Below are 21,928 nucleotides of genomic sequence, written 5' to 3'. Positions count from 1 at the left end.
TCCCGGGCGCGTGCCTATTCTGGCGGTGCCGGTGTGACGACCCGATAGAACCGGGTGGCGTGGGTTTCCGTTTCCGGAGCGAGCTCGACGGTGCGCGGTTCCGGACCGGGGACGATCAGCTGGACGGTGATCCAACTGCCTGCGTTCAGCTCTGCGGTGGCCTGCACGGCATAGGATCGGTAGGGCTGTGCCACGAAGCGCAATCGGAGCGGCCCGGGGCCGGGTTCGCGGATCACCTCGAGGGCGAGCCGGCTTTGGGGATCGTGCGGATCCGTGCCGGCCGCGTACTCCTGTCGGTTGGGCAACCCGTCGCCGTCGCTGTCCTGCGCGCCGTCTGCGGGGCTGAGCGGGTCGAGTCCGTGGCGGCTTTCATACCAGTCGGGGAGGCCATCGCCGTCGGAATCTGTGGGCTTGGGGGTGTTGGGCCGGCCTGGTGTGGGTGGCCCGCCTGCCCAGTGGAGGGGCTCGTTTCCGTAGAGCCGGGGCTCGACCTTTTGGAGGGAGGCACCTTGGCCGTCGGCCTCGGCGGGCCAGGGCGGCTGGTCGTCGTAGCTGACGCGGTCCACCTGAACGTACGGGACGAAGCCGGGTTCGGGGCTGTCGGGTCCCTCGGGCCGGTCGGGCGCCAGCAGCAGGAGCGTTTCACCTGCGTTGTCGAGTGAACCGGCGAACGGGCCGGTGAGCGGCACGGTGTCGGGCATGTTGAATCGCGCGCGGAAGGCCGCTTCGCGGGCGGGCTCGGCGGAGGGATCGAAGTCGGTGATCACGATGAATCCGCCCGGTGGGAGGACCGTGCCGGTGGGGAAGTCGAATGACACGGCGCCGCCGAATTTCCAGCGGTTGGTGGGATGCTGCGGGTCGTACAACGGCACGGCGGCAGAGGTCACGTTTTGGAGCTCGATCCATTCCTCGGATCCGTCGGGTCCACCCGAGGGGTGGTAATGGATTTCGTGAATGACGACGGGTCCGACCCGTGGCGGTGCGTTGGGGGCGCCGCGGCCGGTGCGGAACTGTTCGAGCGAGGCCGGCTGATCCACACCGAAGGTCGGTCGCTCCAAGGGTGCAAAGTCGGTTCCGGCCGAGGTTACGATCCGTCCGAATGCCTGACCATTGAACGAGGCGCCCCAGGCCACGCGGTCGCGGTAGCCGGTTTCCTGGCCGTCCCGGATTTCGGTCAGCCAGAGCTCCTCGCCGTGGGTGGAGCTGAGGGCGAAGGCGCGGTCGCCGCCCTGCGGGTCGTTGAGCTGGGCTTCATACACCACGAGGAAACCGCCGGGTTCGAGAATGGTTCCTTCGGGGAACCGGTATTTCCAGCGGTTACGGGGGTTGTTGCTGAGTGCCCAGCCACTGATGTCCACGGGCTGATCGCTGCGGTTGTGCAATTCCACGGCGTCCTCGAAGGGCGGGTCGGTATGGGCAAGGACCTCGTGGATGACGACGTTTGAGAGTGGCAGGTAGTTGCTGGCGGCGGGAGTGGGGGTTTGGGCAAAGGTGACGATGTTGGTGGAACCGTCGGGCAGGCGGCCTTGGGAGGCACCCGGCCGGGCGGGGCCGAACGAAACCTGGTCGAGAACTTGCCAGACGTTGTTCTGGATGCGGTAGAGGACCAGCACTTCGCCGCTTTCGGCCAGGGCGAAGGCGGTGTGATCGGCGCCCTGGGCGGTGTCTGCATCGGCCACGAATCGTGCGAAATCGCCCGGGCCGATGAAACTGAGCGGGGGCACCCGGAACCGTTCCCGACCGGCCAGCGAGGGATCGTCGGTCAAGATCAAGCCCTCGAGAGCAACCGGAGAGGATCCGCTGTTGTAGAGCTCGAACCAGTCGGGTCCGGTCTGTGGCCGGGCCATCCATTCGTTGAAGCGGAGGTGGGCGGGCGAATCGAGTGGGGCCGGGGCACTGTTGGGGGCGCCCGGTGTGGGCCTGCTCAGGAGGGTGAAGCGGTCACCTGAGATCCCGATGGACAGGTCCGGGACCTGTGGCCCGTACGAGACGCTGTCCACCAACCGGCCGGCGGGGTCCCAGAGGCGGACGGTGGCGGCCTCACCGGGCAGGGGGCGACCCAGGTTGAAGCGGCCGGGTCCATGTTCGACCGGTGCATCCGGGTCGCACCAGATCACGAGGTAACCGAACGGTGGGAGGAAGGTGCCTGTGGCGAAGGTCCAGGCGCGGCTGAAGTCGGTATCGAGCCCGATGCGGTAGCCGGAGAGGTCCATGGTGGTGCTGGTGGGGTTGTGGAGTTCGAGGAAATCGGCCGGGCGGTTGTCGAAGAGTAGAGATTGGTTGCGGGCCAGGATTTCGTGGATGCGGGGGCCGGCGGCCAGGTCCCATTGGTTGCTGGCGCCGGGTGTGGGCACCGCCAGGGCCATCCAGAAGTCGCTGCCGTCCGGTACCCGACCGAGCGAAAGGTTGCCCTGGTTGGCGACATACTCGATTTCTTCGAGCTTTACCGCTGCGGCATCGTAGAGGACCAATGCTCCCGAGGGCGGGATTCGCAGCAGCAACCGATCCGGGCGCGGCTCCGTGGCGAGCCGGATCCAAGCGTGTCCCAACGGCCCGAGATAGGCGCGCGGCCACCATCGAGCCACCGTGTCGCCGACTGCGACGTACAGGCCCTCCAGTGAGGCGGGCAGATCGGGGGAGCGGTTGAACCATTCGATCCAGCCCGGGTTGTCCGGGCCCGTTTCGGGCGACCATTCGTTGATGGTCAGCATGCCCGGATCGGCCAGGGCCGCCGGCTGGTTGGCCGCACCGGGGGTTGGCTGGCCCAGGGTCCAGTCGCCCTGCCATCGGGCCAGTGTGAAGTCCGGTGCTTGGAGGCCGAAGACCACGCCATCCACACGGTTGGTTGCGGCGTCGTAAAGGAAGACGGCGTCACCTTCCCGGTCCAGGCCGAAGGGCGCATGGATTTCTTCGGGCCGGGGCTCGGGCGGGTTGCACCACACGACCAGGTAACCGCCCGGCGGGAGGATCGTGCCCCCGGGAAAGACGAATTTGCGCGGGTTTGAATCGTCGGTGAGGCTCCAGCCGGAAAGGTCCACGGCGGTTTGGCCGGAGTTGTGCAGTTCGATCCAGTCCGGGTAGACGCCTCCGTGGGGGACAGCCCCGCGATTGTCGGCCATGACCTCGTGGATGCGGACCGGCGGTGCGGGCACGGGGTTGGGGGGCTGTCCCGGGCTGCCGCCGGGGGTGGGGCTGGCCCGCCAGTTCATCGGGTCGAACGGGTTGGCCCAGGGATCCACCATTTCCAGTGAGGGGCCGCGGCCGTCGGGTTCGGTGGGCCAGCCGGGTTCGTCGTCATAGGTGACGGCGGCCAGGACTTTGCCGGTTGGATCCCGCAGGATGATGGACTCGCCGCCGTTGGCGAGGTTGCCGGCGTACCATCCCACGGGCAGCACGCCCGGATAGCGTGCCAGCCAGGCGTTGGTGTGGGTGTTGGAAGCCAGGACCCAGTGCGCACCGGGCGGGATGACGCTTCCGGCCGGGAACCGGAACGAGATCCCTGCGAACTCGCAGCCGCTCAGGTCCACGGCTGTATGGCCGAGGTTGGCCAGCTCGAGAAACTCCTCCTGACCACCTGCTGCCGGGTTGTAATGGAGCTCGGTGATGCGGATGGTGGAACCGAGCTGACCGACCCGGAAGGTACGTTCTGCGAGGGCGCTCCAGGTGGTGCCGACGAGTGACCGTGCCCGGATGGTGACCTCGCCGGAGATCCGGATGGGGCCCGTGCAGGGCAGGGCCCAGGGCGCGACGGCTCCGGTGAATGGCACGCGCGGATCCAGGCCGTTGGTGGTGTAGTAAATGGTGCCGGCCTCGTTGGTCAGGACCAGTTCGAACCCGGCGGGCACCCGGCCTTCGGGTGCGAGGAACGCCGGGGTGTTGGTGAAGTGGTAGAGCCCCTGCTGATGCAGTTGCTGGAAGTAGATCGGGGTGCGGGCGCGGATCCATTGCTCGAGGGCCGGGTCGAAGTCCGGCATCAGTTCGGACAACTGCTCGCGGAGCTCTGACAGGCGGGCCAGGATATGATCGAGGTCCAACGCGCCCCCGGGTGAAAAATGTTTGTGCACCCGATCGGCCCAGAGCAGGCGAAATTCCCCGCTGAGCCGCAGCCGTTGATAGAGTTGGGCGATTTCGGACGAGCCGGTGCTGGCCAGGCCGGAATCCCAAGGGCCCGACCCGCTCATGGTGAAGGTGTTGAGGGTGACGCTGCGATTACCCCAGCCCATGGCCCATTCGGCGTCCCACACCACGAAACGCCACGGCCCGCCGGCACGATCCCGGCCGGCGCGCCAGTTGTTGCCCGGCCAGTCGCCCGTGGCCGCCCAGGTGTTGAGGATCAGGTAATCGGCAAAGTTGGTGAGATCCAACCAGCGTGCGATGTTGCTGTAGACCGTCGGCACGGCGGGCGACTGGGTCCAGACGTAGTTCACCAAGGCCTGAAAATCGGCGCGGTCCCCGTCCACCACGCCTGCTTGCCCGGCCGATTGCGCCCAGGCGGGGCCGACGACATCCCATTCGGGGCTGCCGCCCAGGTGTTCTTGGAAGAACTCCTCGTGCACCCGTTCGCAGGGGTTGTACCAGGGTGAGGCGGTGTAGTAGCGGCCGTTGAGGAAGACGATCGCCAGGGTGCCGTGGGAGGCCGGTTGTCCCATGTCGGCCGACAAACGCCGCGTCAATTCGTCGCGCACGAACGGGTTGCCCTGTTCGTTGAAGCCCGCCCGCAGCACCAGCTGATCGAATCGTTGCACGTGGGTGGTGGGGAAGAGGGGGTACTCGAGCCGGCCCGGTCCGTAATCGCCCCGGAAATAGAGTCGGTAGGAGAACTTGCTGGTGGGTTGAAGGCGGGGCCGCTGGTAGTCGCTGCCGTGGACGCGGATGCCGGCGTCGGCTTGGAAACCGCCGCCGTCTTTTTCGATCCACTCCACCGACACGGGACGTTCCCAAGCCAGGCCGTGTTGGGAAGGGTTGTGATAGTCGCCGGGGGCCAACGGTTGCCAGGGCCCGCCGGCGTAGGTGCCTCCTTCGATGCCCAGAATACCCGTGGGGCCGTAGAGATGATTGGACGCCGTGACCAGCGAGAGCGTGGGGAGCGAACGCAGTGCAGGGGGCAACCCGAAGAAGTAACTGTGCGTGACGGTGCGTGAGGGCAGGTAGCCGTCCTTGAATGCCGCTGCGCGGAAAAGGGTTGTCCGGTCAATGCGCAGCCGGCCCGGAAAGACCGGGCTTTGCCGCGTCGGTTCGCTCCCGTCGGTGGTGTAGTGGAACTCCACGTCCGGCGTTTCGCAGGAGAGGATCAGATCGAACGGGATTTCGAAGTGCCCGCGTTGGACGTTGACCTGCACGGGTGCACAGACGCCGACGATGGAGCCGGGCCCGTTGGGCGCGCCGGGTGTGGGCGAGTCGTAGTAGCGCCATTGGCCGTCTGGTGCCAATCCGTAGCTGTGATCGTTTCGCTGTTCGGGGTACTCACCGAAACCGCTGACGCGTTCGTACGGGGTGCCGGGGGCGTACAACCCGAGGTGTTCCCCGCTGAGGGCCAGCTGGAAATTGGTGTGGAGCGGCCGGGGGGGATCCGACGGGCGCCGGTCCTTGCCCGAGGCGAACACGATCAGGTAACCGTTCGGCGGGAGGACGCGTTCCGGGAAGACCCAGCGGGCAGGGGCGGAGGGGTCGTCGCTCAACGACCAGCCGGCCAGGTTGACGGGTTCGGTCCCGGGATTGTAGAGCTCGATCCAGTCCTGGGGTTCGCCGTCCTCATCCACGAGTCCGTTGGTGCTGACAGCTCCGGCCAGGATTTCGGTGATCCAGACCGGGGTTGCCGAGGCGTCGGGGTCCACCTGGTATTGCCAGGGCCCGCCGGCAAACGCGTTGGGTTGGGCGGCGGTGTCGGTGATCCCGTGCTCCGGTGCCCAGTCAACGGTGACCGTGCCGGCCGGCGGTGGATCGAAGCGGAACCGGTAGAGTCCTTCTCCGGTTGTGGTCACCGACCGGGCCGGTTGCCCGTTGATCCGCAGGTCGGCGGCGTCCACTCCCCAGACCGGCTCGCTGAAGGTGATCTCGATTTCCTCCAACCGGCGGACCGTCAGGCCCGCCGGTGGATGGAGGCGCAGGATTTGCGGCGGTTCGACGTCCCGGAAATCGTACTCCCAGGTTGCCCCGGGCGCGCGGGCATCGAAAGGCAGGGGCGGTTCGGCACGATCGGTGATGCCGTGGTTGGGCGCCCATGTGAAGCTCAACGTGCCGTAGGGCGGTCGGGTCCAGCGAAAGGTGTAGACTGCGTCCTGTCCCTGCATTTCCAGCGCCGGCACGCCGTTCAACAACAGGTCGTCGGCGTCCACACCGGTCACCGGTTCCGAAAAGACGACCTGAACGGTTTGCCATTCGGTGAGGAAGCCGGGCGGCGGCGTGATGCTGGCCAGGACCGGCGGGTTGGTGTCCACGAGGACGGCCTCCAGCTGCGCGTCGAATCCGAGGTCCGAACTGTTGAGCGAGGTGTTGAACACCTGTACGGCGAGCACATTGGTTCCGGGGCGAAGGAGTCCGGCCGGCAGTTCGAGCGTGTAGGTTTGCCAGGTGACCGGCTCGGGTGCGTTCTGCGCGAGGGTGTTCACGGTTGGTTCGCCCCCGGGCACGCGCACGCGGAGCACTTCGCGGCCGTTGATCCAGGCGATGCATCCGTCGTCCACGAAGGCGCGCAGCCGGACCGCTTGCAGGGGCGGGACCTCGGCCAGCACGAACGGGTGCCGGAGGAAAATGCAGCCGTAACGGCCGCGCATATCCGTCAGGATGGTTCCTCCGGTCTGGGGATCGCCGTACCAGAACGGTGCCGGGGCGTTTTGGAATCCGGCTGCTTCGTCGCTGAAGGCGACCTGTCGCCAGGCGGAGATGGGCGAGGAAGCCTCATTCGTTCCGGCGCGGAATCGCCAGACGGATCGTTCCGGCACCCAGATTTCCGCGGCGGGCAGGCTGATGGATGCGCCCGACAGGAGGGTCAGCAGCCACGCGGACCATCGGAGGTGGCCGTCCGCGGGCGAGGGACAAGACCTTTTGCGGTCGGGGATGTCTTCACGGGAAGAGCAGGGGGACGAATTCCACGAGGTAATCGCGCCAGTTGTTCCAGGTGTGTCCGCCATCCGTTTCCTTGTACGTTACGGGCCAACCGTGTTTGTTGAAAAGTTCCACGGTCGCACGGCTGGTTTCCAGCAGGAAATCCTCCCGGCCGGTGGCGAACCACAGGGTGCGGAAACCTTTGCGGAGTTCGGGATCGGTCAGGGAACGCTGGTGCTGCTCTTCCCAGGACGGCCCTTGCACGGGCGGCCCGGACCGGGCGCCCAGGCCGAACACACCGGAGCTGAACACACCGGCGGCGGAGAACGCCTCAGGCCGCTCCATGAGAAGGTTCAGCGTTTGCATGCCACCCATGGACAGTCCGGCAATCGCGCGGTGGGCACGGTCGGACCGGACCCGGTAGCGGCGTTCCACTTCGGGCAACAGGTCGTTGAGGAAATCCCGTTCGAACTCGTCGGTGAAGCGCATGCCGAACCGGAACGGTCCGGTGTGCCCGTGGGGCATGACGACGATCATGGGCCGGGCGCGCCCTGCGGCGATGAGGTTGTCGAGGATGACGCCGGCCCGACCGACGGTGCTCCAGGAAGCGTCGGAGTCGGTCGCTCCGTGCAACAGGTAGAGCACGGGATACTGTTCAGAGCCCTTTTCGTAGCCCGGGGGCGTGTAGACGTGCATGCGGCGGAGTCGCTGGAGGGTCCCGGACCGATACCACACGGCGGCCACGGCTCCATGAGGCACCTCGCGGAGATCGAACCATTCCGATCCCGGAACGTGGACGAGGCTCCAGACGGTGTCATTGGACTCGCTGACGGCCGGGTTCTGTGGGTCCACCACTGGCAGGCCGTCGAGGAGGAAGCGATAGCGATAGGCGCCGGGCGGAACCGGCCCGACGGTCAGGGACCAGACTCCGTTGGTGTCCTTGTCCAACTCCATGGGTTGGCGCACTCCGGCTCCTTGGAGATCGCTGCTCTGCAGCCGGACCTCTCCCGCGCGGGGCGCCTGCAAACGGAACACCAGGCGTCGTTCGCCGGTGACTTCGGGTGAACGCGGCGGCGGACGAAACGGACCCGCCGCGCGGGGCGGTGGAGGTGAGGTGACGGCCTCGGCGCCCGAGCCGTGCCCGGTCAGGAGAGCCAGCAGCAGCGGGGCGACCAGGAGGCGCAACCTGCCGCCGTCGCGGCGCCGCCGGGGGCTGGACCCGGCAGGTTGCGGACCGGGGACAGGCGGTTCACCAACGGGTGGGTGGGTCGCGGGTTCGCCGGGGAAGTTGCCGGGCTTGGCCATGCGGGTGTCGGTGCTTTGGTTCGTGGCGACTCTCATGGAAATGGACCTCGGGACTTGGTTTGGTCGAGGGTCCCCCGGCTGCGGCCGGGGAACGTGCCTGGATTCAGTGGTTCGTTACAGACCTGTCCGATGCTGACCGGAGTGGCCGGGCAAGCCAAGAATCGGATTCGGCTCCGCACCTGATCTGCGTGGGGGATGTTTCGCCCCGGCGTGGCCCTTTGTTCCGGGGGCGTTTGGGATGGCGAGGAGTGGGGTGGGGAGGTTATAAGAACGGTCGTGGCGTTTCGGGATTTGGGAGTCGAGGACACCGCCGTGCGGCTGTTGGAGCGGTCGCTGGCGGCGGGTCGGGTGGGGCATGCCTACCTGTTCACGGGCGAGGAACCCGGCCCGTTGGAGCGTGTGGCGCGGGCTTTCGCGCAGGCGTTGTTGTGTGACCGGCCGGTGCGCGGGCCGGCGGAGGGGACCTGGGACGGTTGCAACGATTGCCCGGCTTGCCGCCGGATCGAGCACGGGACGCATCCCGACGTGCACTGGATCCGACCGGAATCGAAGCTGCGGGTGATCACCATTGATCAGGTGCGGGAGTTGAGTCGGGAGATTTTTTTGAAGCCGCACGAGGGGAAGTGGAAGGTCGGGGTGATTGTCGAGGCGGACTGTTTGAACGCGCAGGCGGCCAACGCGCTTTTGAAGACGCTCGAGGAACCGCCGGCGCAATCGGTGTTGGTGCTGTTGACGGCACAGCCGGGTCGGTTGCTGGACACGATCGTTTCGCGGTGCCTGCGGGTGCGGTTCGCCCCGCGGGCGGGGCAGCCGGATCCGGCTCGGTTGGCCTGGGTGGAACGATTTGCCGGGCTGGCCGCCTCGGCCGGGGAAGGCGTGCTGGAGCGGTATCGGCTGGTGGGTCTGCTGTTGGAGCGGCTGGAGTCGGCGCGGGAAGAGGCGCGCCGGGAGGTCGCCCGCACGGCGGAAGGGTCGCGAGAGAACGGGAAGGCGGTCGTCGGGGATGCGGATGAAGAGGAGGCCGGGCCGGAGTCACCCGGTGAGGGGGGGCGGAGCCCGGCCGAGGAAAAGGCCGCGCTGGAGGCGGAGTATCGGCGGCGGCGGGAAGAGTTGCTCTCGGCGGTCCTGCAGTGGTGGCGGGATGTGTGGATCACGCGGCTTGGCGCGGGAGAGGTGCGGCTGTTTTACCCGGGTTTGTCGGCGACGCCGGCCCTGGCGCAGCGTTTGAGCGTGGCGGATGCGCTGCACAACCTGCGTGTTTGGGAGGGACTGCAGTCCACGCTGCGCCGCACGAATGTGCAGGAACTGTTGGCCCTGGAGACGGCGGTGCTGCAGCTCCGGCTTGGCGGGAGCCCGCGGCCGACAGCCCGGGCACGGGCATGAAAGCGTCTGGGAAGCGGTCGAGAGAGGATGGCGGTTCGGCGGGTATGGAAGCCGGATCCGCGCGGGTCGGGGGGGTGCGGCTGGAGGGCGGGGGTGGTTGGGTCACCGGGTTATGGGGGGTGTGGTTCGGGCTGGGTTTGCTGAAGTTCGGCAACCCGGTGATCATGGAAAAATTCGTGGAACGGCCATCCGAATGGCTGGAATGGGTTTTGAGCCCGTGGCCCGTTGCCTATGCGTACGTGTGTGCCGTGGTGGTGCTGGGGGTGACCTGGGTGAGGGGCAGGGGCGGCCGTTGGCCCGGTCCCGGGTGGTTGCTTGCCCTGCCGGCCTTGTGGTTCGGGTGGCAGTGTTTGTCGGCCTTGGTGACGGTGGACGGGGCGCTGACGCGTTTGACGCTGCCGCATTTCGCGGTCTGCGTGGTCAGCTTTTATGCGGGGGCGGTGTGTCTGGGGCGGTGGACGACGTTGCGGGGGGCGTGGGCGTGGGTGACGGCGGCCCTGCTGGCGGTGGTTTTGTATGGTGTGGACCAGCGGTTTCGCGGCCTGCCGGAGACGCGGGAGTTCATTCTGCAGCACGAGGCCGCGCACTGGCGGGATTTCCCGGAGGACGAACGCCGGAAGTGGGAGCAGGCCGGCACGTTGATCCGGACACCCGAGGGCTGGCGGGCTCATCCGAAGCTTTTGGAGAAGGCGCAGAGCCTGCGGATCAGCAGCACGCTGTTTTATCCGAACACGCTGGCGGCCGCGCTTTTGTTGTTTTCGCCGGTGGTGTTGTGGGCGTTGGGGACGACGGACCGGTTGACGCCGGCGGCCCGCGCATTTTCGGTGGCGACGGTGGGCGGGGGTGTGGTGGCGTGTCTGTATTGGTCGGGGTCGAAGGCCGGCTGGTTGGTGGCGCTTGGTTTGGCGTTCCTGGTGTTTTGGGTTCGTCCCTGGCCTGCGCGGGTGCGCGCGTGGGTGCTGGCGTGGGTGTTGGGTTCGGGACTGGCGCTTTTTGCGGTGAGGTATGCGGGTTTTTTCGAGAGAGGTGCCCCGAGCGTGGCGGCTCGCCTGGACTACTGGCGGGCGGCCTGGCTGACGGCGTGGGAACATCCCTTGTTGGGGACGGGGCCTGGCACCTTTCAGCGGCCGTACGAACAGATCAAACCGCCGGAGGCGGAAATGGCACGGCTGGCGCACAACGATTATCTGCAACAGGCGTCGGATTCGGGCTGGCCGGGTGCATTGTTCTACACGGTTTGGGTGGTGGGCCTGTTGGTCCGCACCGGGCGGCTCGTGCGGCGCCGGCCGGACCGGGAGGTGTTTTACATCTGGTTGGGGCTGGTGGCATGGGCGGTGCAGTCCCTGGTGGAGTTCAGTTTGTACATCCCGGCGCTGGCCTGGCCGGCCTTTGGCCTGGCGGGCTGGTTGCTGGCTGCGGTGGAAAACCGATCGACAGGGGCCGCCGGCCGGACATAATCTGAGTGAACCCTGTTCGGGAGATCGTCAAAGATGCGCGTCCTGGTTTTGAACGGTCCAAATCTGAACCTGCTGGGCCAGCGGGAGCCCGGCATGTATGGGTCGCTGAGTCTGGCCGAGGTGGAAGCGGGCGTGCGGCGTCAGGCCGAGGTCTGGGGCGTCGAGCTGGACTTTCGGCAGAGCAACCACGAGGGCCAGTTGGTGGACTGGTTGCATGAAGCGGGTCGGAATTACGATGGCGTGGTTCTGAACGCCGGGGCGTACACGCACACGAGTGTGGCCTTGCGGGATGCCATTGCTGCGATTGCCGTGCCCGTCGTGGAGGTGCATTTGACCAACGTGCACGCGCGTGAACCGTTTCGCCATCGCTCGCTGATCGCGCCGGTCTGCATTGGGCAGGTGAGCGGGTTCGGGCCCTGGTCATACGTTTTGGGTTTGGCGGCGGTCGTTAGCGTTATCGCTCCGGCGAAACTTGGTTGGCAGTGTGGTTTTCCTGCCTGTGGACGGCCCAGAGCACGTGCGGGCGGGAAGTCTGCGGAGCCGGGTCCGGAATCACCTTGACCGGGCCGGGTGGGGCCCCTACGCTCGGGCCCTGACGGGGGCAGAGTCGGGTGCCGACTCCTGCCTTTTTGCTGTCCCCAAGCGGCGGACCCCGATGAGCGCGGGAAACGGGCAGCCCCAGGTCATTGGAAAGCTTGCCGGCGTCCGTGTACGCGGGCCGGTCAGGGGCCGGGTCGCTGCGCGCGATGGGTCGAGGCTGGCGGCAGGCATTCTTCGACGGCCCGAGGTCCGTGCATGGGATGGCGTGTTTCCGGATTTTGGGAAAGGAAAGGCGGTAGGCTGTGGACCTGAAAGACATCAAGGCCATTATTGACCTGATGCGGAAGAACGCCGTGTCAGAGTTCGAGATGGAGAAGGAGGGCTTCAAGATCCGGCTCAAGCGCGAGCCCGTCCTGCGGCCGGGTACGGCGGGCGAGGAGCTCGCGGTCGTGCCGGCGGCGGCCGGGGTCCCTGCGGGGGTGCCGGTGGCGGGGGTGGTGCCGGCTGCCGGGGTGGCGGCCCCGGCCGTGCCGGCGGGGGCATCCGGCGTGGCGACCGCGCCTGCCGGGCCGCCGGAGGTGGAGATCAAGTCACCGATGATCGGTACGTTTTATCGGGCGCCTTCTCCGGAGGCGGCGCCATATGTGGAAGTGGGCACGGAGGTTCATCCGGAGACGGTGGTTTGCATCATCGAGGCGATGAAGGTGATGAACGAGATCAAGGCCGAGGTGCGCGGTGTGATCACGGCGGTGCTGGTGGAGAACGCGCGGCCGGTGGAATTTGGCCAGCCGCTGTTCAAAGTGCGGCCGCTGTGAGCGGCGGATCGGGACGGTTGCAGCGAGCGGGCGGAACACCTCCAGCATGTTTGAGAAGATTCTGATAGCCAATCGCGGCGAGATTGCGGTGCGGATCATCCGCGCCTGCAAGGAGCTGAACATCCGGACGGTGGCGGTTTATTCGGAGGCGGACGCCAACTCCATGCATGTACAGCTGGCGGACGAGGCGGTGTGCATCGGACCGGCACCGGCCAGCGAGAGCTATCTGCGGATTGACCGGATCATCAGTGCGGCTGAGATCACGGATGTGGACGCCATCCATCCCGGGTACGGGTTTTTGTCGGAGAACCCGCACTTTGCGGATGTTTGCGAGAGCTGCAACATCCGGTTCATCGGCCCCAGCGCGCAGGCGATGAGTGCGCTGGAGGACAAGGCGGTGAGCCGGGCTCTGGCCAAAAAGGCCGGGGTGCCGGTTCCGCCCGGTTCGGATGGGCCGGTGGAGACCGAGCAGGAGGCGATCGAGGTGGCGCGGCGGATCGGTTACCCGGTGATGATCAAGGCGGTGGCCGGGGGCGGCGGCCGCGGCATGCGGGTGGCGCACAATGACGTGTCGCTGGTGAAGGGGTACCACACCTGTCGCACGGAGGCGGAGAAGGCGTTTGGCAACTCCGGCGTCTACATCGAGAAATACATCGAAAACCCGCATCACATCGAATTTCAGATCCTGGCGGACCGACACGGGCACATCATTCACCTGGGGGAGCGCGATTGTTCGATCCAGCGGCGGAACCAGAAGGTGATCGAGGAGGCGCCGTCTCCGTTGATCGAGCAGAAGTTCAAGAAACTGCGGGACAAAATGGGCCGGGCCGCGATCAAGATCGCCGAGGTGGCGCGGTACACCAACGCGGGGACGGTGGAGTTCATCGTGGACAACCAGGGAAACTTCTATTTTTTGGAGATGAACAAGCGCATCCAGGTGGAGCACCCGATCACCGAGGAGGTGACGGGGATTGACCTGGTTCAGCAGCAGATCCTGCTGGCGATGGGCGAACCGTTGCGGATCAAGCAGAGCGACGTGCACATCCGCGGGCACGCGATCGAGTGCCGGATCAACGCGGAAGATCCGTTCGATGATTTCAAGCCGAGTCCGGGGCGCGTGGAGATGTATTACCAGCCGGGCGGGAAGGGCGTGCGGGTGGACACGCACGTTTACGCGGGCTACACGATTCCCCCGCACTACGACTCGATGATCGGCAAGCTGATCACCCACGGTCGGGACCGCACGGAGGCCATCAGCCGCATGATCCGTGCGCTTTCGGAATACTACATCACGGGCATCAAGACGACCATCGGCCTGCAACAGGCCATCCTGCAGGATCCGAACTTCCGGAAGGGGGTTTACGACACCGGGTTCATCGAGCGGCTGCTGGGGCGGGCACGGCGGGAACTGGTTGAAGAGCGTGCCTGATGCCGGACGCGGCCGTGTCCGGCGTGGACCGCCGGAAGTGTGCGGGGTTTCCATGAGCACCCGGGAGCTGCCACCGGACCTGACCGAGTACGCGCGAGCGTGGGAGGCGCACTGGTCGCAGTTTGCCGTGCGGCCGGACGGCTGGCCTGCGGAGGCCTGGGACGAGTCGGCCTACCGTGTCCAGGCCCTGCGGTTGTTCGAACTCCAATACCGTCACAACGAGCCCTACCGGCGCTGGTGCGATGCGTGCGGGGTGCGCCCGGACCGGCTGGACGACTGGCGGGGGATACCGGCCGTGCCCACACCGGCCTTTGCCGAATTCGATTTCACCTGTTTACCGCCGGAGGCGCGCGAGGTGACCTTTTGCTCCAGCGGGACGACCCGCGGCCGGCCCAGCCGGCATTTTCACGGACGGGCCACGCTGGGCGTGTACGAGCGGGCATTGTGGTGGGCGTTCGAGCGGGCGTTGTTGCCTGATCGGCCGGCCCCCGGGGCGCTGGAGCTGTTGGTCCTGATGCCCTCGCCGGCCGGGGCACCGCACTCCTCGCTGGTATACATGTGCGAAACCATCCGTCGCCGGCTGGGGCGGGGCCCGGAGGTGTTTGTGGCCCGGGCGGGTCCCGACGGTGCGTGGGTGTTGGATGCCGGCGCGGCGTGGTCGAGTCTGTGTCGGTGGGCCGTTACCGGGCGGCCGGTGATGATCCTGGCCACGGCATTCACGCTGGTGCATTTGTTGGAGGCGAAGGGGTTTGAGTCGCAACGGGTCGCGCTGCCGCCGGGCTCGCGGGTGATGGAGACGGGCGGGTACAAGGGGCGGTCGCGGGAGCTCAGTCCGGTGGAGCTGCGGGCTGCGTTGGAAGAACGGCTGGGTGTGCCCGCTGCGGCGGTGGTGGGCGAGTACGGGATGTGCGAGTTGAGTTCTCAGGCCTACGACGGTGTGTGGGCCGGGGGCGGTTGGGGGTCCGGTCGTCCCGGGCAATCGGCGGCCGGTCCCCGGGATACGGGGCGGATACGGGTGCGGCCCTGGTTCCGGTTTCCGCCCTGGGTGCGGATCCGGGTGGTGGATCCGGAGACCGGCGCGGATGTGGCGGACGGGCAGGTGGGCTTGCTGCGTGTGTACGATCTGGCCAACGTGGGTTCGGTGCTGGCCGTGCAGACGGAGGATTTGGTGGAGAAGGTTCGGGACGGGTTTCGGTTTCGCGGCCGGGCGGCGGGTGCCGGGCCGCGTGGGTGTTCGTTGTGGGCCGAAGACGAACCGGTGCCGGAGGGAACCGGATCCGCGAGCGTATGAACCTACCGGAATGTTTTCTGGCGGATTTGCCGAGGGAAGCCGCGTTGACGCCGCAACTGGTGGCCGAGGCGGCGCGCACGTTGCGGCGGAACCGCGAGCTGTATCTGGCGGAGCGGCCCGTGACCCAGTTGATGGGCGTGCTTGCGGAGGTGGGCAGAAACTGGTTGCGACCGGACGATCCCTACCGGCAACGGGCACTGGCGGAGGGTCCGGAACAGACCGGGTTCAGCCGGGCCACTCTGGAGCGTGGGTTGGACAGTTTTTTCAGCATGCTGACCGAGTCGGACCTGCGCCGGCTGCTCCGGCAGGATCTGGGTGACGAGGTGGTATTGGACGGGTTTGCCAGGGTGGGCGAGCCGCATCGGGCGGTGCGGGCGCGCGGGCCCGGGTTGCTGGTGCATTTCGCGCCGGGCAACCTGCCGGATCCGGCCCTGCAAATGCTGGTATTGGGACTGTTGGTGAAGTCGGCGCAGTTCATGAAGTGTTCCGTGGACGGGAGTTTTCTGCCGCGTTTGTTTGCCCACTCGTTGCGGGCGGTGGACCCGAAGCTGGCGAGCTGTCTGGAGCTGGCGGCCTGGCCGGGCGGGCGGGCGGACCTGGAGGAGGTGCTGTTGCGGGAGGCCGACTGTGTGACGGTGGCGGGTCGGGATGAGACGGTGGCGGCGCTGCGGGCTCGGACGGCGGTGACGACCCGGTTCGTCGGGTACGGCCATCGCGTGAGTTTCGGCTTCATCGGGTATGGCGTGACCCACGAGATGTCGCTGGAAACGCTGGCGGAACGTGCCGCGGCGGATGTGAGTGCGTGGGACCAGGCCGGGTGTTTGTCGCCACACCTGTTCTACGTGCAGACCGGTCCGGACCAGCACTTTCCGGTGCGTTTTGCCGAGGCCCTGGCGCGTGCATTGGAGGAGAGGGAAACGCGGCAACCCCGGGGACCCGTGCCGGTGGAGCGGGCGGCGCGGATCACGTCGCGGCGGGAGTTGTACGCCTTGCGGGCGGCCTGTGCCGGGCACACGCGGCTTTGGACCAGCTCCGGCTCAACCGCGTGGACGGTGGTTTACGAGGAGGAACCGGACTTCCAGCTCTCCTGCCTGGACCGGTTCGTCTACGTCAAACCGGTGGTGAACCTGGCACGGGCGTTGCAAGCTGCGGAGCCTGTGCGGGCCCACGTTTCCACGGTGGGCCTGGCGGTGCCTGCGGCGGTTTGCCACGCCGCGGTGGAGGAGCTGGCCCGATGGGGGGTGCCGCGAATCTGTCCCCTCGGGCGGATGCAGCAACCTCCCTGGACGTGGCATCACGACGGGCGCCCGTCGGTGGGGGATCTGGTGGTATGGACCGACTGGGAACAGGAACCGCCCGGGGCAACGACTGTCACCTGAGGCAGGCGGTGAACGGGATGACGGATTTCCCGGTTGGTGGTCCGGGCACCGGATGGCAGAATCAGCGTTCCGGGCCGATCCGCGGGAGGTGGCCGGCCCGTCTGGTGAACGGGATGTTATGAAGGTGGAATTGCGGAAGACGTTTCAGTTCGAGGCGGCCCATCGGTTGCCGCATGTGCCGCCCGGGCACAAGTGCCACCGGTTGCACGGCCACAGTTTTCAGGTGGAGATCGTGGTGCGGGGCGAGTGCGATCCGCAGCTGGGTTGGTTGATGGACTATGGGGAGATCGCGCGCCGGTTCCAGCCGTTGTACGAGCAGCTCGATCACCGCTACCTGAACGAGATCCCGGGCTTGGAGAATCCCACCAGCGAAGTTCTGGCCGCCTGGATCTGGGACCGGCTCAAGCCGGCGTTGCCGGAGCTGGCGGAGGTGGTGGTGGCCGAGACCTGCACCGCCCGGTGTGTCTACCGGGGGGAGTGAACGTCCGGTTGTGCGGCCGAGTCGTCCGCGGCGGGGTTGGTGTGGCCGGGCTGGGATGCGGTGGCGGCGGCCGCCTGACGCTCCAGCTCGCGCTGTTTTCGAACGTGGTCGAAGAATTCCTCGGCCACGATGTAGCCCACGCAGTCGGGCGCACCGCAATTGCACGGGTAATCCCTGTACTCGGTGAGGTCGTAACCGTAGTTGAAGGTGAGTTCTTCGCCGGCGCGGATGTCCCGGAGTGCGAGGATCCAGATTCGTTCCCCGGCCTCGTCCAGTTCGGTCTCGCAGTTGGGCCGGCAACTGTGGTTGAGGAAACGCGCGGGGTTCCAGGGCACGTTTCCGTCAATGTCGTACCGGTCATTGAGGCAGAAGATGTAGGGGTTGTTCGCCTCGCAGCGCCGGGCGGATTCTTCCTTGGTGATTTTCTCACCCACGTATTCGAGGATGCGCGTGCCGGCGGGGATGTCCTTCCGCGCGAAGCCGCCGATGCCGTGAATGGGTGAACGTCGGAAGACCACCCATTCGGTCTGGGCCACGATCTCGTTGGGGCCCCCGGCCGGTTCGGGCGGGAGTGGATTCAAGGAATGGATTGGCGTTCCGGTTCCCATACCACCTTTTCGAACCCGTGTTCGGCAAGAAACTGGCTCCAAGGCGCCCGAATGTCCACAGGCTTGCGCGTGAAAGGATCCACGTAGGCGAGTTGAACCGCCCGCAGCCCCAGGTTTGTCGGTTCGTCTTCGGCCCGGCCGTAGAGGTGATCCCCGAGCACCGGATGGCCGCCGGCGGCCAGGTGCACGCGGATTTGATGCGTGCGTCCGGTGCGCGGCCGGCACTCGACCAGCGTGACGTCCTGTCCGATTGCCACGGTGCGGAAGAATGTTTCGGCGGGTTTGCCATGCACGTGGTGCACGCGAATCCGGCCGGTGCGGTCGGGCGAAGGCGCCAGCTTGAGCCGGCACACCCATTGTGTGCGGCGGACCTGGCCGCGTACGACGGCCAGGTAAACCTTCTGCACGCGGCCTGTCTGGAAGAGCCGGGAGTATGCGGACAGGGCGCCGGGGCTTTTGGCCAGGAGCAGGACGCCGCTGGTCTCGCCGTCGAGCCGGTGGACGTGACGGAGGTATTTCAGCCCTCTCGATCGTGCCCACCAATCACCGGCCCGGATGGACGATTCGAGGGCGGCCTGGAGATTGCGGGCGGTGCGCTGCCAATGAACCGGGATGAGCAACCAACCGGGCGGTTTGTCCACGGCCAGCACCGACCGGTCCTCATACAGGATCGGGATCGGTTCGCAGTCCGGCAGTTCGATCCACTCCGGTTTGGCCATGCGCGGGCACACACGGTAGCGGGGAACCTGCGGCCCAACAAGAGTGGCAGACGAAAAGTGGCGGTAACCGGTGGGTGGTTCACCGGGCGGCATCGGTGGGGGCGAAGACCTTCTTCAGCCAGGCGATGTTGGTGGCGAAGTTGTGCCGCAGATCACGGGGGTTTCCGGCATCGCGGGATCGTTCCACGACCAGCCATCCGCCCCAGCCCATTTCATCGAGTGTTTTGCGGATTCCTGGCAGGTCCACCTTCGGGTCCTCGGGCAGGCGAAGGCCGTCTTCATTGGTGGCGTGGATTTGGACAAGGTGTTCCCGTCCCAGGGTGCGCAGTTCCCCGATGATGTCCCGGCCGTGTTTTACTGCCTGGGCGAAGTTGAAGTAGCTTCGCACGGCCGGCGAACCGATTTCTTGCAGGAGGCGGACCTCCTCGGCGGCGGGGAGGGAGGTCTCCACTCCGATGACCACGCGGGCTTGTTCGGCGCGTTCGCCGGCCTGCCGGAGCCGTTGCACCACGGCGGGGCGCAACTCGGGATGCTGCATGAGATCGGACGGGACACCGAGGGGCAGGAAGAGAACCCGGACGCCGAGACCCACGGCGGTTTGGATGGCGTCCTCGATCATGCGCGGCACGGTGGGGCGTTGGGCGAAGGATTGGGCATAGAATCCGGACATGGCGACCGAGCAGATGGCCACGTTGTGTTGTCGGGCTGCTTCGAGGAACCGGGCCCGGACCTCGGGTTGGGTCAGGGCATTCTCGAAGGTTTCCCTGCTGCCCAGCGGACCCATGTCCACTTCGACACCATCGGCGCCGAGCTCGGCGGCCAGGCTGAAGGCACGGATTTTCTGCCGCTGGAGGATCATCCAGTCGCAGACGCCGATCCTGTACCGTGGGGTCTGGCCGGCTGGTGCCGAAGCGCGAACGGGGGAATCGAACAGGAGGGCCGAACCGGCTGCGGCGCACATCAGACGTCGGACAAAAGCCCGGCGGTCGCAGTTTCCGAGGGGGAAGGCAGGACTCGATTTCGGATGGGACGGAACGGGTGTTTTCATGGTGAGCGAGGAGGGCTCAGGGGCCGGCTACGACCCGATAAAATCTTGCCCCGGTGGCAGGGGAGACCGTGTCGCGCAGAGTCAAGAGGTCGTCCGGACCCGGCACGGGTGCCGTGAGGTCGGCCCATGGCCCGGCGGGAGAGGGGGCGGACTGGAGTCGGTAGCGATGGCCTGCCGGGGCGCGGACCTGGAGGGACCAGGTGCCGTCCGGTTCCCTGCCGACTCCCTCGATGCGAAAGGCGGAACGATCCACGAGCATGCCTTCGGATCGCCAGTGCCCGGGAAGGGGCCTTTGCCAGCGGAGGATGTCGAGCCGTCCGCGGTTGGTCCAGGTTTGATCCACCTCGAGCAGGGCCCGGTCCGCCAGGAGGAGGGTGCCTTCGTTGAGGAGGCGACCCCGGACGTGGATGCGCGCGCCGGCGCTGAGCTCGAGACGACTCTGGCCGTCCACGACCAGATCGCCATGGATTTCGAGTGAACCCGAGGGGACGAGGAGTCGGGCGTTTTGTTCGAGGCGCAGTGTACCTGCGGTTTGGCCGGGCGCATCCAGCAGGACGGTTGCGTTGGTAATGACTGCGGTGTCGAACCGTGAGGGTTGCCAGTGGGAGCGGCTCGGCTGTGTGCCGCGGCGGGCGATGGTCAGGGGTAGGCCGAACACGCTCCAGTTGGTGATGGCGGCGAAACGGGAGCCGGGGCCGGTGAAGAAGATCACGCCCGGGGCCGGCCATGCGGCGCGTTCGTGGAGGTATTCTTCGAGGTTGGTGTAGCCGTCCTGGTCATCGTCTTCGTTGGCGTCGAATTCGGCCGGGTTCAGGCCCCGGGTGATTTCCCAGGCATCCGGCATGCCGTCTTGGTCGGTGTCCCAGTCGGGCGGGTGTTGGAAGGGCGCGGCACCGGTGACGGGGTCGGCCCGGAGCGCGAGCAGGGCGCGCCATTCGGTGCCCTCGTTTGGATCATCGTTGAAGGGGTCATCGGCCCAGGCCCGGATCCGGCCGGTTCCCGTCCAGGTTTCGCGGATGATTCTTTCATCCGGTCGGTCCACGGCGTTGGTTTGAGGTTGGGTGAAATCGTCGTCCCGTTCCCACCAGCGGGCTCCGCAGTAGCGGAGGACATGGGCAAGTGCGCCGGTGGCCGCCAGTGTGACTCCCTGGTTCAGGTCGAAAGCGGCCGATTGGATGGCCACGGAGCTGTAGAGGCCGTCAGCCGGCGAGGTATCGAACGGGTCACCGTCGCGGTTGCCGTCCCGGACATTCCCGGCGACGTACACGCGGGTGAGGCTCGAAAAACCGTTGAAAATGCCGGTGCCACCCGTGCGCCAGACCAGGTTGGTGGAGGTTCCGCCGGCGGGGTCCTCGCCGCCGGGGCCGACCAGGTAGAAGTTGTGGATGAAATTGTTGAAGCTCGGCTGGCCGCTGCCGCCGGAGCCGGCGGTGCCGAACCAGTTGTAGAAAACGTTGTTGCGGAAGTCGTGGACCGGACCGGTTCCGACCTCGCTGCCCACTCGCGGCAGCCTGCCCTTCAGATGTGCGTAAAGGTTGTACAGGACACTGAAAGGCGCGTCCGAACCGCCTTGGAACAGGGATCCGAGAGCATGCCCCGTGTAACCGCCGCCTTCCGCGTCCCACTGGGGATAGTTTTGTCCCTGGGCGATGATGCAATACTGGATGGTGACTGCGTGGGCCTGTTCGTTGGCAGAGATGGTTTCGTCGGTGGCGTAAAGGGCTGTGACGTGGTCAATGAGGACGTTGCGACCGCTGATGTCCAGGGCGTCGTAGACATAGCTGTCCGGGAAATCGCCCGGGGTGGGCGGGATGCCCTCGTCCGGTTTGGCGAAATTGCGCAGGCCGTAACCCGGCGCGATTCCGATGTTGCGCAGGATGACGTTGGTTCCGCCCACCTTGACCACGCCGCCCATGATCCACACCGGTCCGGGTGCGGTCTCGCCTGCCAGGGTGAGGTGGCTGCCGACGTTCAGGCGCGATTGTGTATCCCAGCCGTTGTCGTGACCGCGTTCGGCTCCGTACCGGCCCAGCCAGAATGTTCCCGCCACATCGAAGACGATGGTGCGGGGCGCCCCGGGCGGGAAGTTTGCGTCGGTCAGGCCGTACCGCAGCGTGCCGGGTTCGTTGTGGGTGTGGTTACGGTCGAGCTTGGTGACGTGATAAACGATGCCGCCACGTCCACCGCTGATTTCTCCCGCGGCACCCTGGGCGCCGGGAAAGGCGGGGATGCCGGCCCGCAGAGCCGGGCAAAAGATGAGGATCAACAGCGCCCGGGCCGCTGCACCTTTTTTCCGGAACAGGCGAAACTCCGCCGGCGCCTTCGGTTTGCGGGACGGCCGACCGGTCAACGGGCGATGAGTGGGGTCCTTCATCGGGGCCTGCAACCTGCGATGGCCACGCCTGCTGTCCGGCGGGAGGCCGGGTGGG

13 protein-coding genes and 1 pseudogene are annotated in these 21,928 nt (G+C 66.8%); 8 read left to right on the top strand and 6 right to left on the bottom strand.

Annotation, left to right across the window (positions count from 1 at the left end; genetic code table 11):
- Positions 1-14: 14 nt before the first annotated feature.
- Positions 15-6,941 (bottom strand): lamin tail domain-containing protein, encoded by a 6,927-nt coding sequence (locus tag ACPDIX_RS07105; RefSeq protein ID WP_423431085.1) that lies wholly within the window; start codon positions 6,939-6,941, stop codon positions 15-17.
- A 121-nt stretch (positions 6,942-7,062) separates the two neighbouring features.
- A complete protein-coding gene (locus tag ACPDIX_RS07100) occupies positions 7,063-8,385 on the bottom strand; it encodes an alpha/beta hydrolase-fold protein (protein ID WP_423431084.1) in 1,323 nt (440 codons plus the stop codon).
- 159 nt (positions 8,386-8,544) lie between these two features.
- Between ACPDIX_RS07100 and ACPDIX_RS07095 the strand changes: the two genes are divergently transcribed.
- From ACPDIX_RS07095 to queD, 8 genes and pseudogenes are all read left to right on the top strand, one after another.
- Positions 8,545-9,732 carry an ATP-binding protein gene (locus ACPDIX_RS07095; protein WP_423431083.1) on the top strand — a complete coding sequence of 396 codons (1,188 nt, stop codon included), beginning with the start codon at positions 8,545-8,547 and terminating at the stop codon, positions 9,730-9,732.
- Positions 9,733-9,776: 44 nt separating this feature from the next.
- Positions 9,777-11,189, top strand: a complete 1,413-nt coding sequence (locus ACPDIX_RS07090) for an O-antigen ligase family protein (protein WP_423431082.1) — start codon at positions 9,777-9,779, stop codon at positions 11,187-11,189.
- A 33-nt stretch (positions 11,190-11,222) separates the two neighbouring features.
- Positions 11,223-11,651: pseudogene (gene aroQ, locus ACPDIX_RS07085) on the top strand (type II 3-dehydroquinate dehydratase); the annotation flags it as partial.
- A 380-nt stretch (positions 11,652-12,031) separates the two neighbouring features.
- Positions 12,032-12,544: an acetyl-CoA carboxylase biotin carboxyl carrier protein gene (gene accB, locus ACPDIX_RS07080; protein WP_423431081.1), complete on the top strand. Its 513-nt coding sequence runs from the start codon at positions 12,032-12,034 to the stop codon at positions 12,542-12,544.
- A 46-nt stretch (positions 12,545-12,590) separates the two neighbouring features.
- Positions 12,591-13,973 carry an acetyl-CoA carboxylase biotin carboxylase subunit gene (accC, locus tag ACPDIX_RS07075; protein ID WP_423431080.1) on the top strand — a complete coding sequence of 461 codons (1,383 nt, stop codon included), beginning with the start codon at positions 12,591-12,593 and terminating at the stop codon, positions 13,971-13,973.
- A 52-nt stretch (positions 13,974-14,025) separates the two neighbouring features.
- Positions 14,026-15,264, top strand: coding sequence for an acyl-protein synthetase (locus tag ACPDIX_RS07070; protein ID WP_423431079.1), 1,239 nt, complete (start codon positions 14,026-14,028; stop codon positions 15,262-15,264).
- Entirely contained in the window at positions 15,261-16,643 is a 1,383-nt protein-coding gene (locus tag ACPDIX_RS07065; protein WP_423431078.1) for an acyl-CoA reductase, read from the top strand. The genes ACPDIX_RS07070 and ACPDIX_RS07065 overlap by 4 nt, the downstream gene beginning before the upstream one ends.
- A gap of 118 nt (positions 16,644-16,761) precedes the next feature.
- Positions 16,762-17,124, top strand: coding sequence for a 6-carboxytetrahydropterin synthase QueD (gene queD, locus ACPDIX_RS07060; RefSeq protein ID WP_423431077.1), 363 nt, complete (start codon positions 16,762-16,764; stop codon positions 17,122-17,124).
- On the opposite strand, the gene ACPDIX_RS07055 is transcribed toward queD, so the two are convergent.
- From ACPDIX_RS07055 to ACPDIX_RS07040, 4 genes are all read right to left on the bottom strand, one after another.
- Positions 17,109-17,705: an SET domain-containing protein gene (locus tag ACPDIX_RS07055; RefSeq protein WP_423431076.1), complete on the bottom strand. Its 597-nt coding sequence runs from the start codon at positions 17,703-17,705 to the stop codon at positions 17,109-17,111. The two genes, queD and ACPDIX_RS07055, sit on opposite strands and share 16 nt — an antisense overlap.
- Positions 17,702-18,451, bottom strand: coding sequence for an RluA family pseudouridine synthase (locus ACPDIX_RS07050; RefSeq protein WP_423431075.1), 750 nt, complete (start codon positions 18,449-18,451; stop codon positions 17,702-17,704). The genes ACPDIX_RS07055 and ACPDIX_RS07050 overlap by 4 nt, the downstream gene beginning before the upstream one ends.
- A gap of 79 nt (positions 18,452-18,530) precedes the next feature.
- A complete protein-coding gene (locus ACPDIX_RS07045; protein ID WP_423431074.1) occupies positions 18,531-19,499 on the bottom strand; it encodes a sugar phosphate isomerase/epimerase family protein in 969 nt (322 codons plus the stop codon).
- 16 nt (positions 19,500-19,515) lie between these two features.
- Positions 19,516-21,873, bottom strand: a complete 2,358-nt coding sequence (locus tag ACPDIX_RS07040) for a hypothetical protein (RefSeq protein WP_423431073.1) — start codon at positions 21,871-21,873, stop codon at positions 19,516-19,518.
- Positions 21,874-21,928: the final 55 nt, after the last annotated feature.

Origin of the sequence: Limisphaera sp. 4302-co, from assembly GCF_049537155.1 — a bacterium.
Classification (GTDB): domain Bacteria; phylum Verrucomicrobiota; class Verrucomicrobiia; order Limisphaerales; family Limisphaeraceae; genus Limisphaera.
Note: the sequence above shows the minus strand (reverse complement) of the source record. Positions and strands in the feature narration are given on the sequence as shown.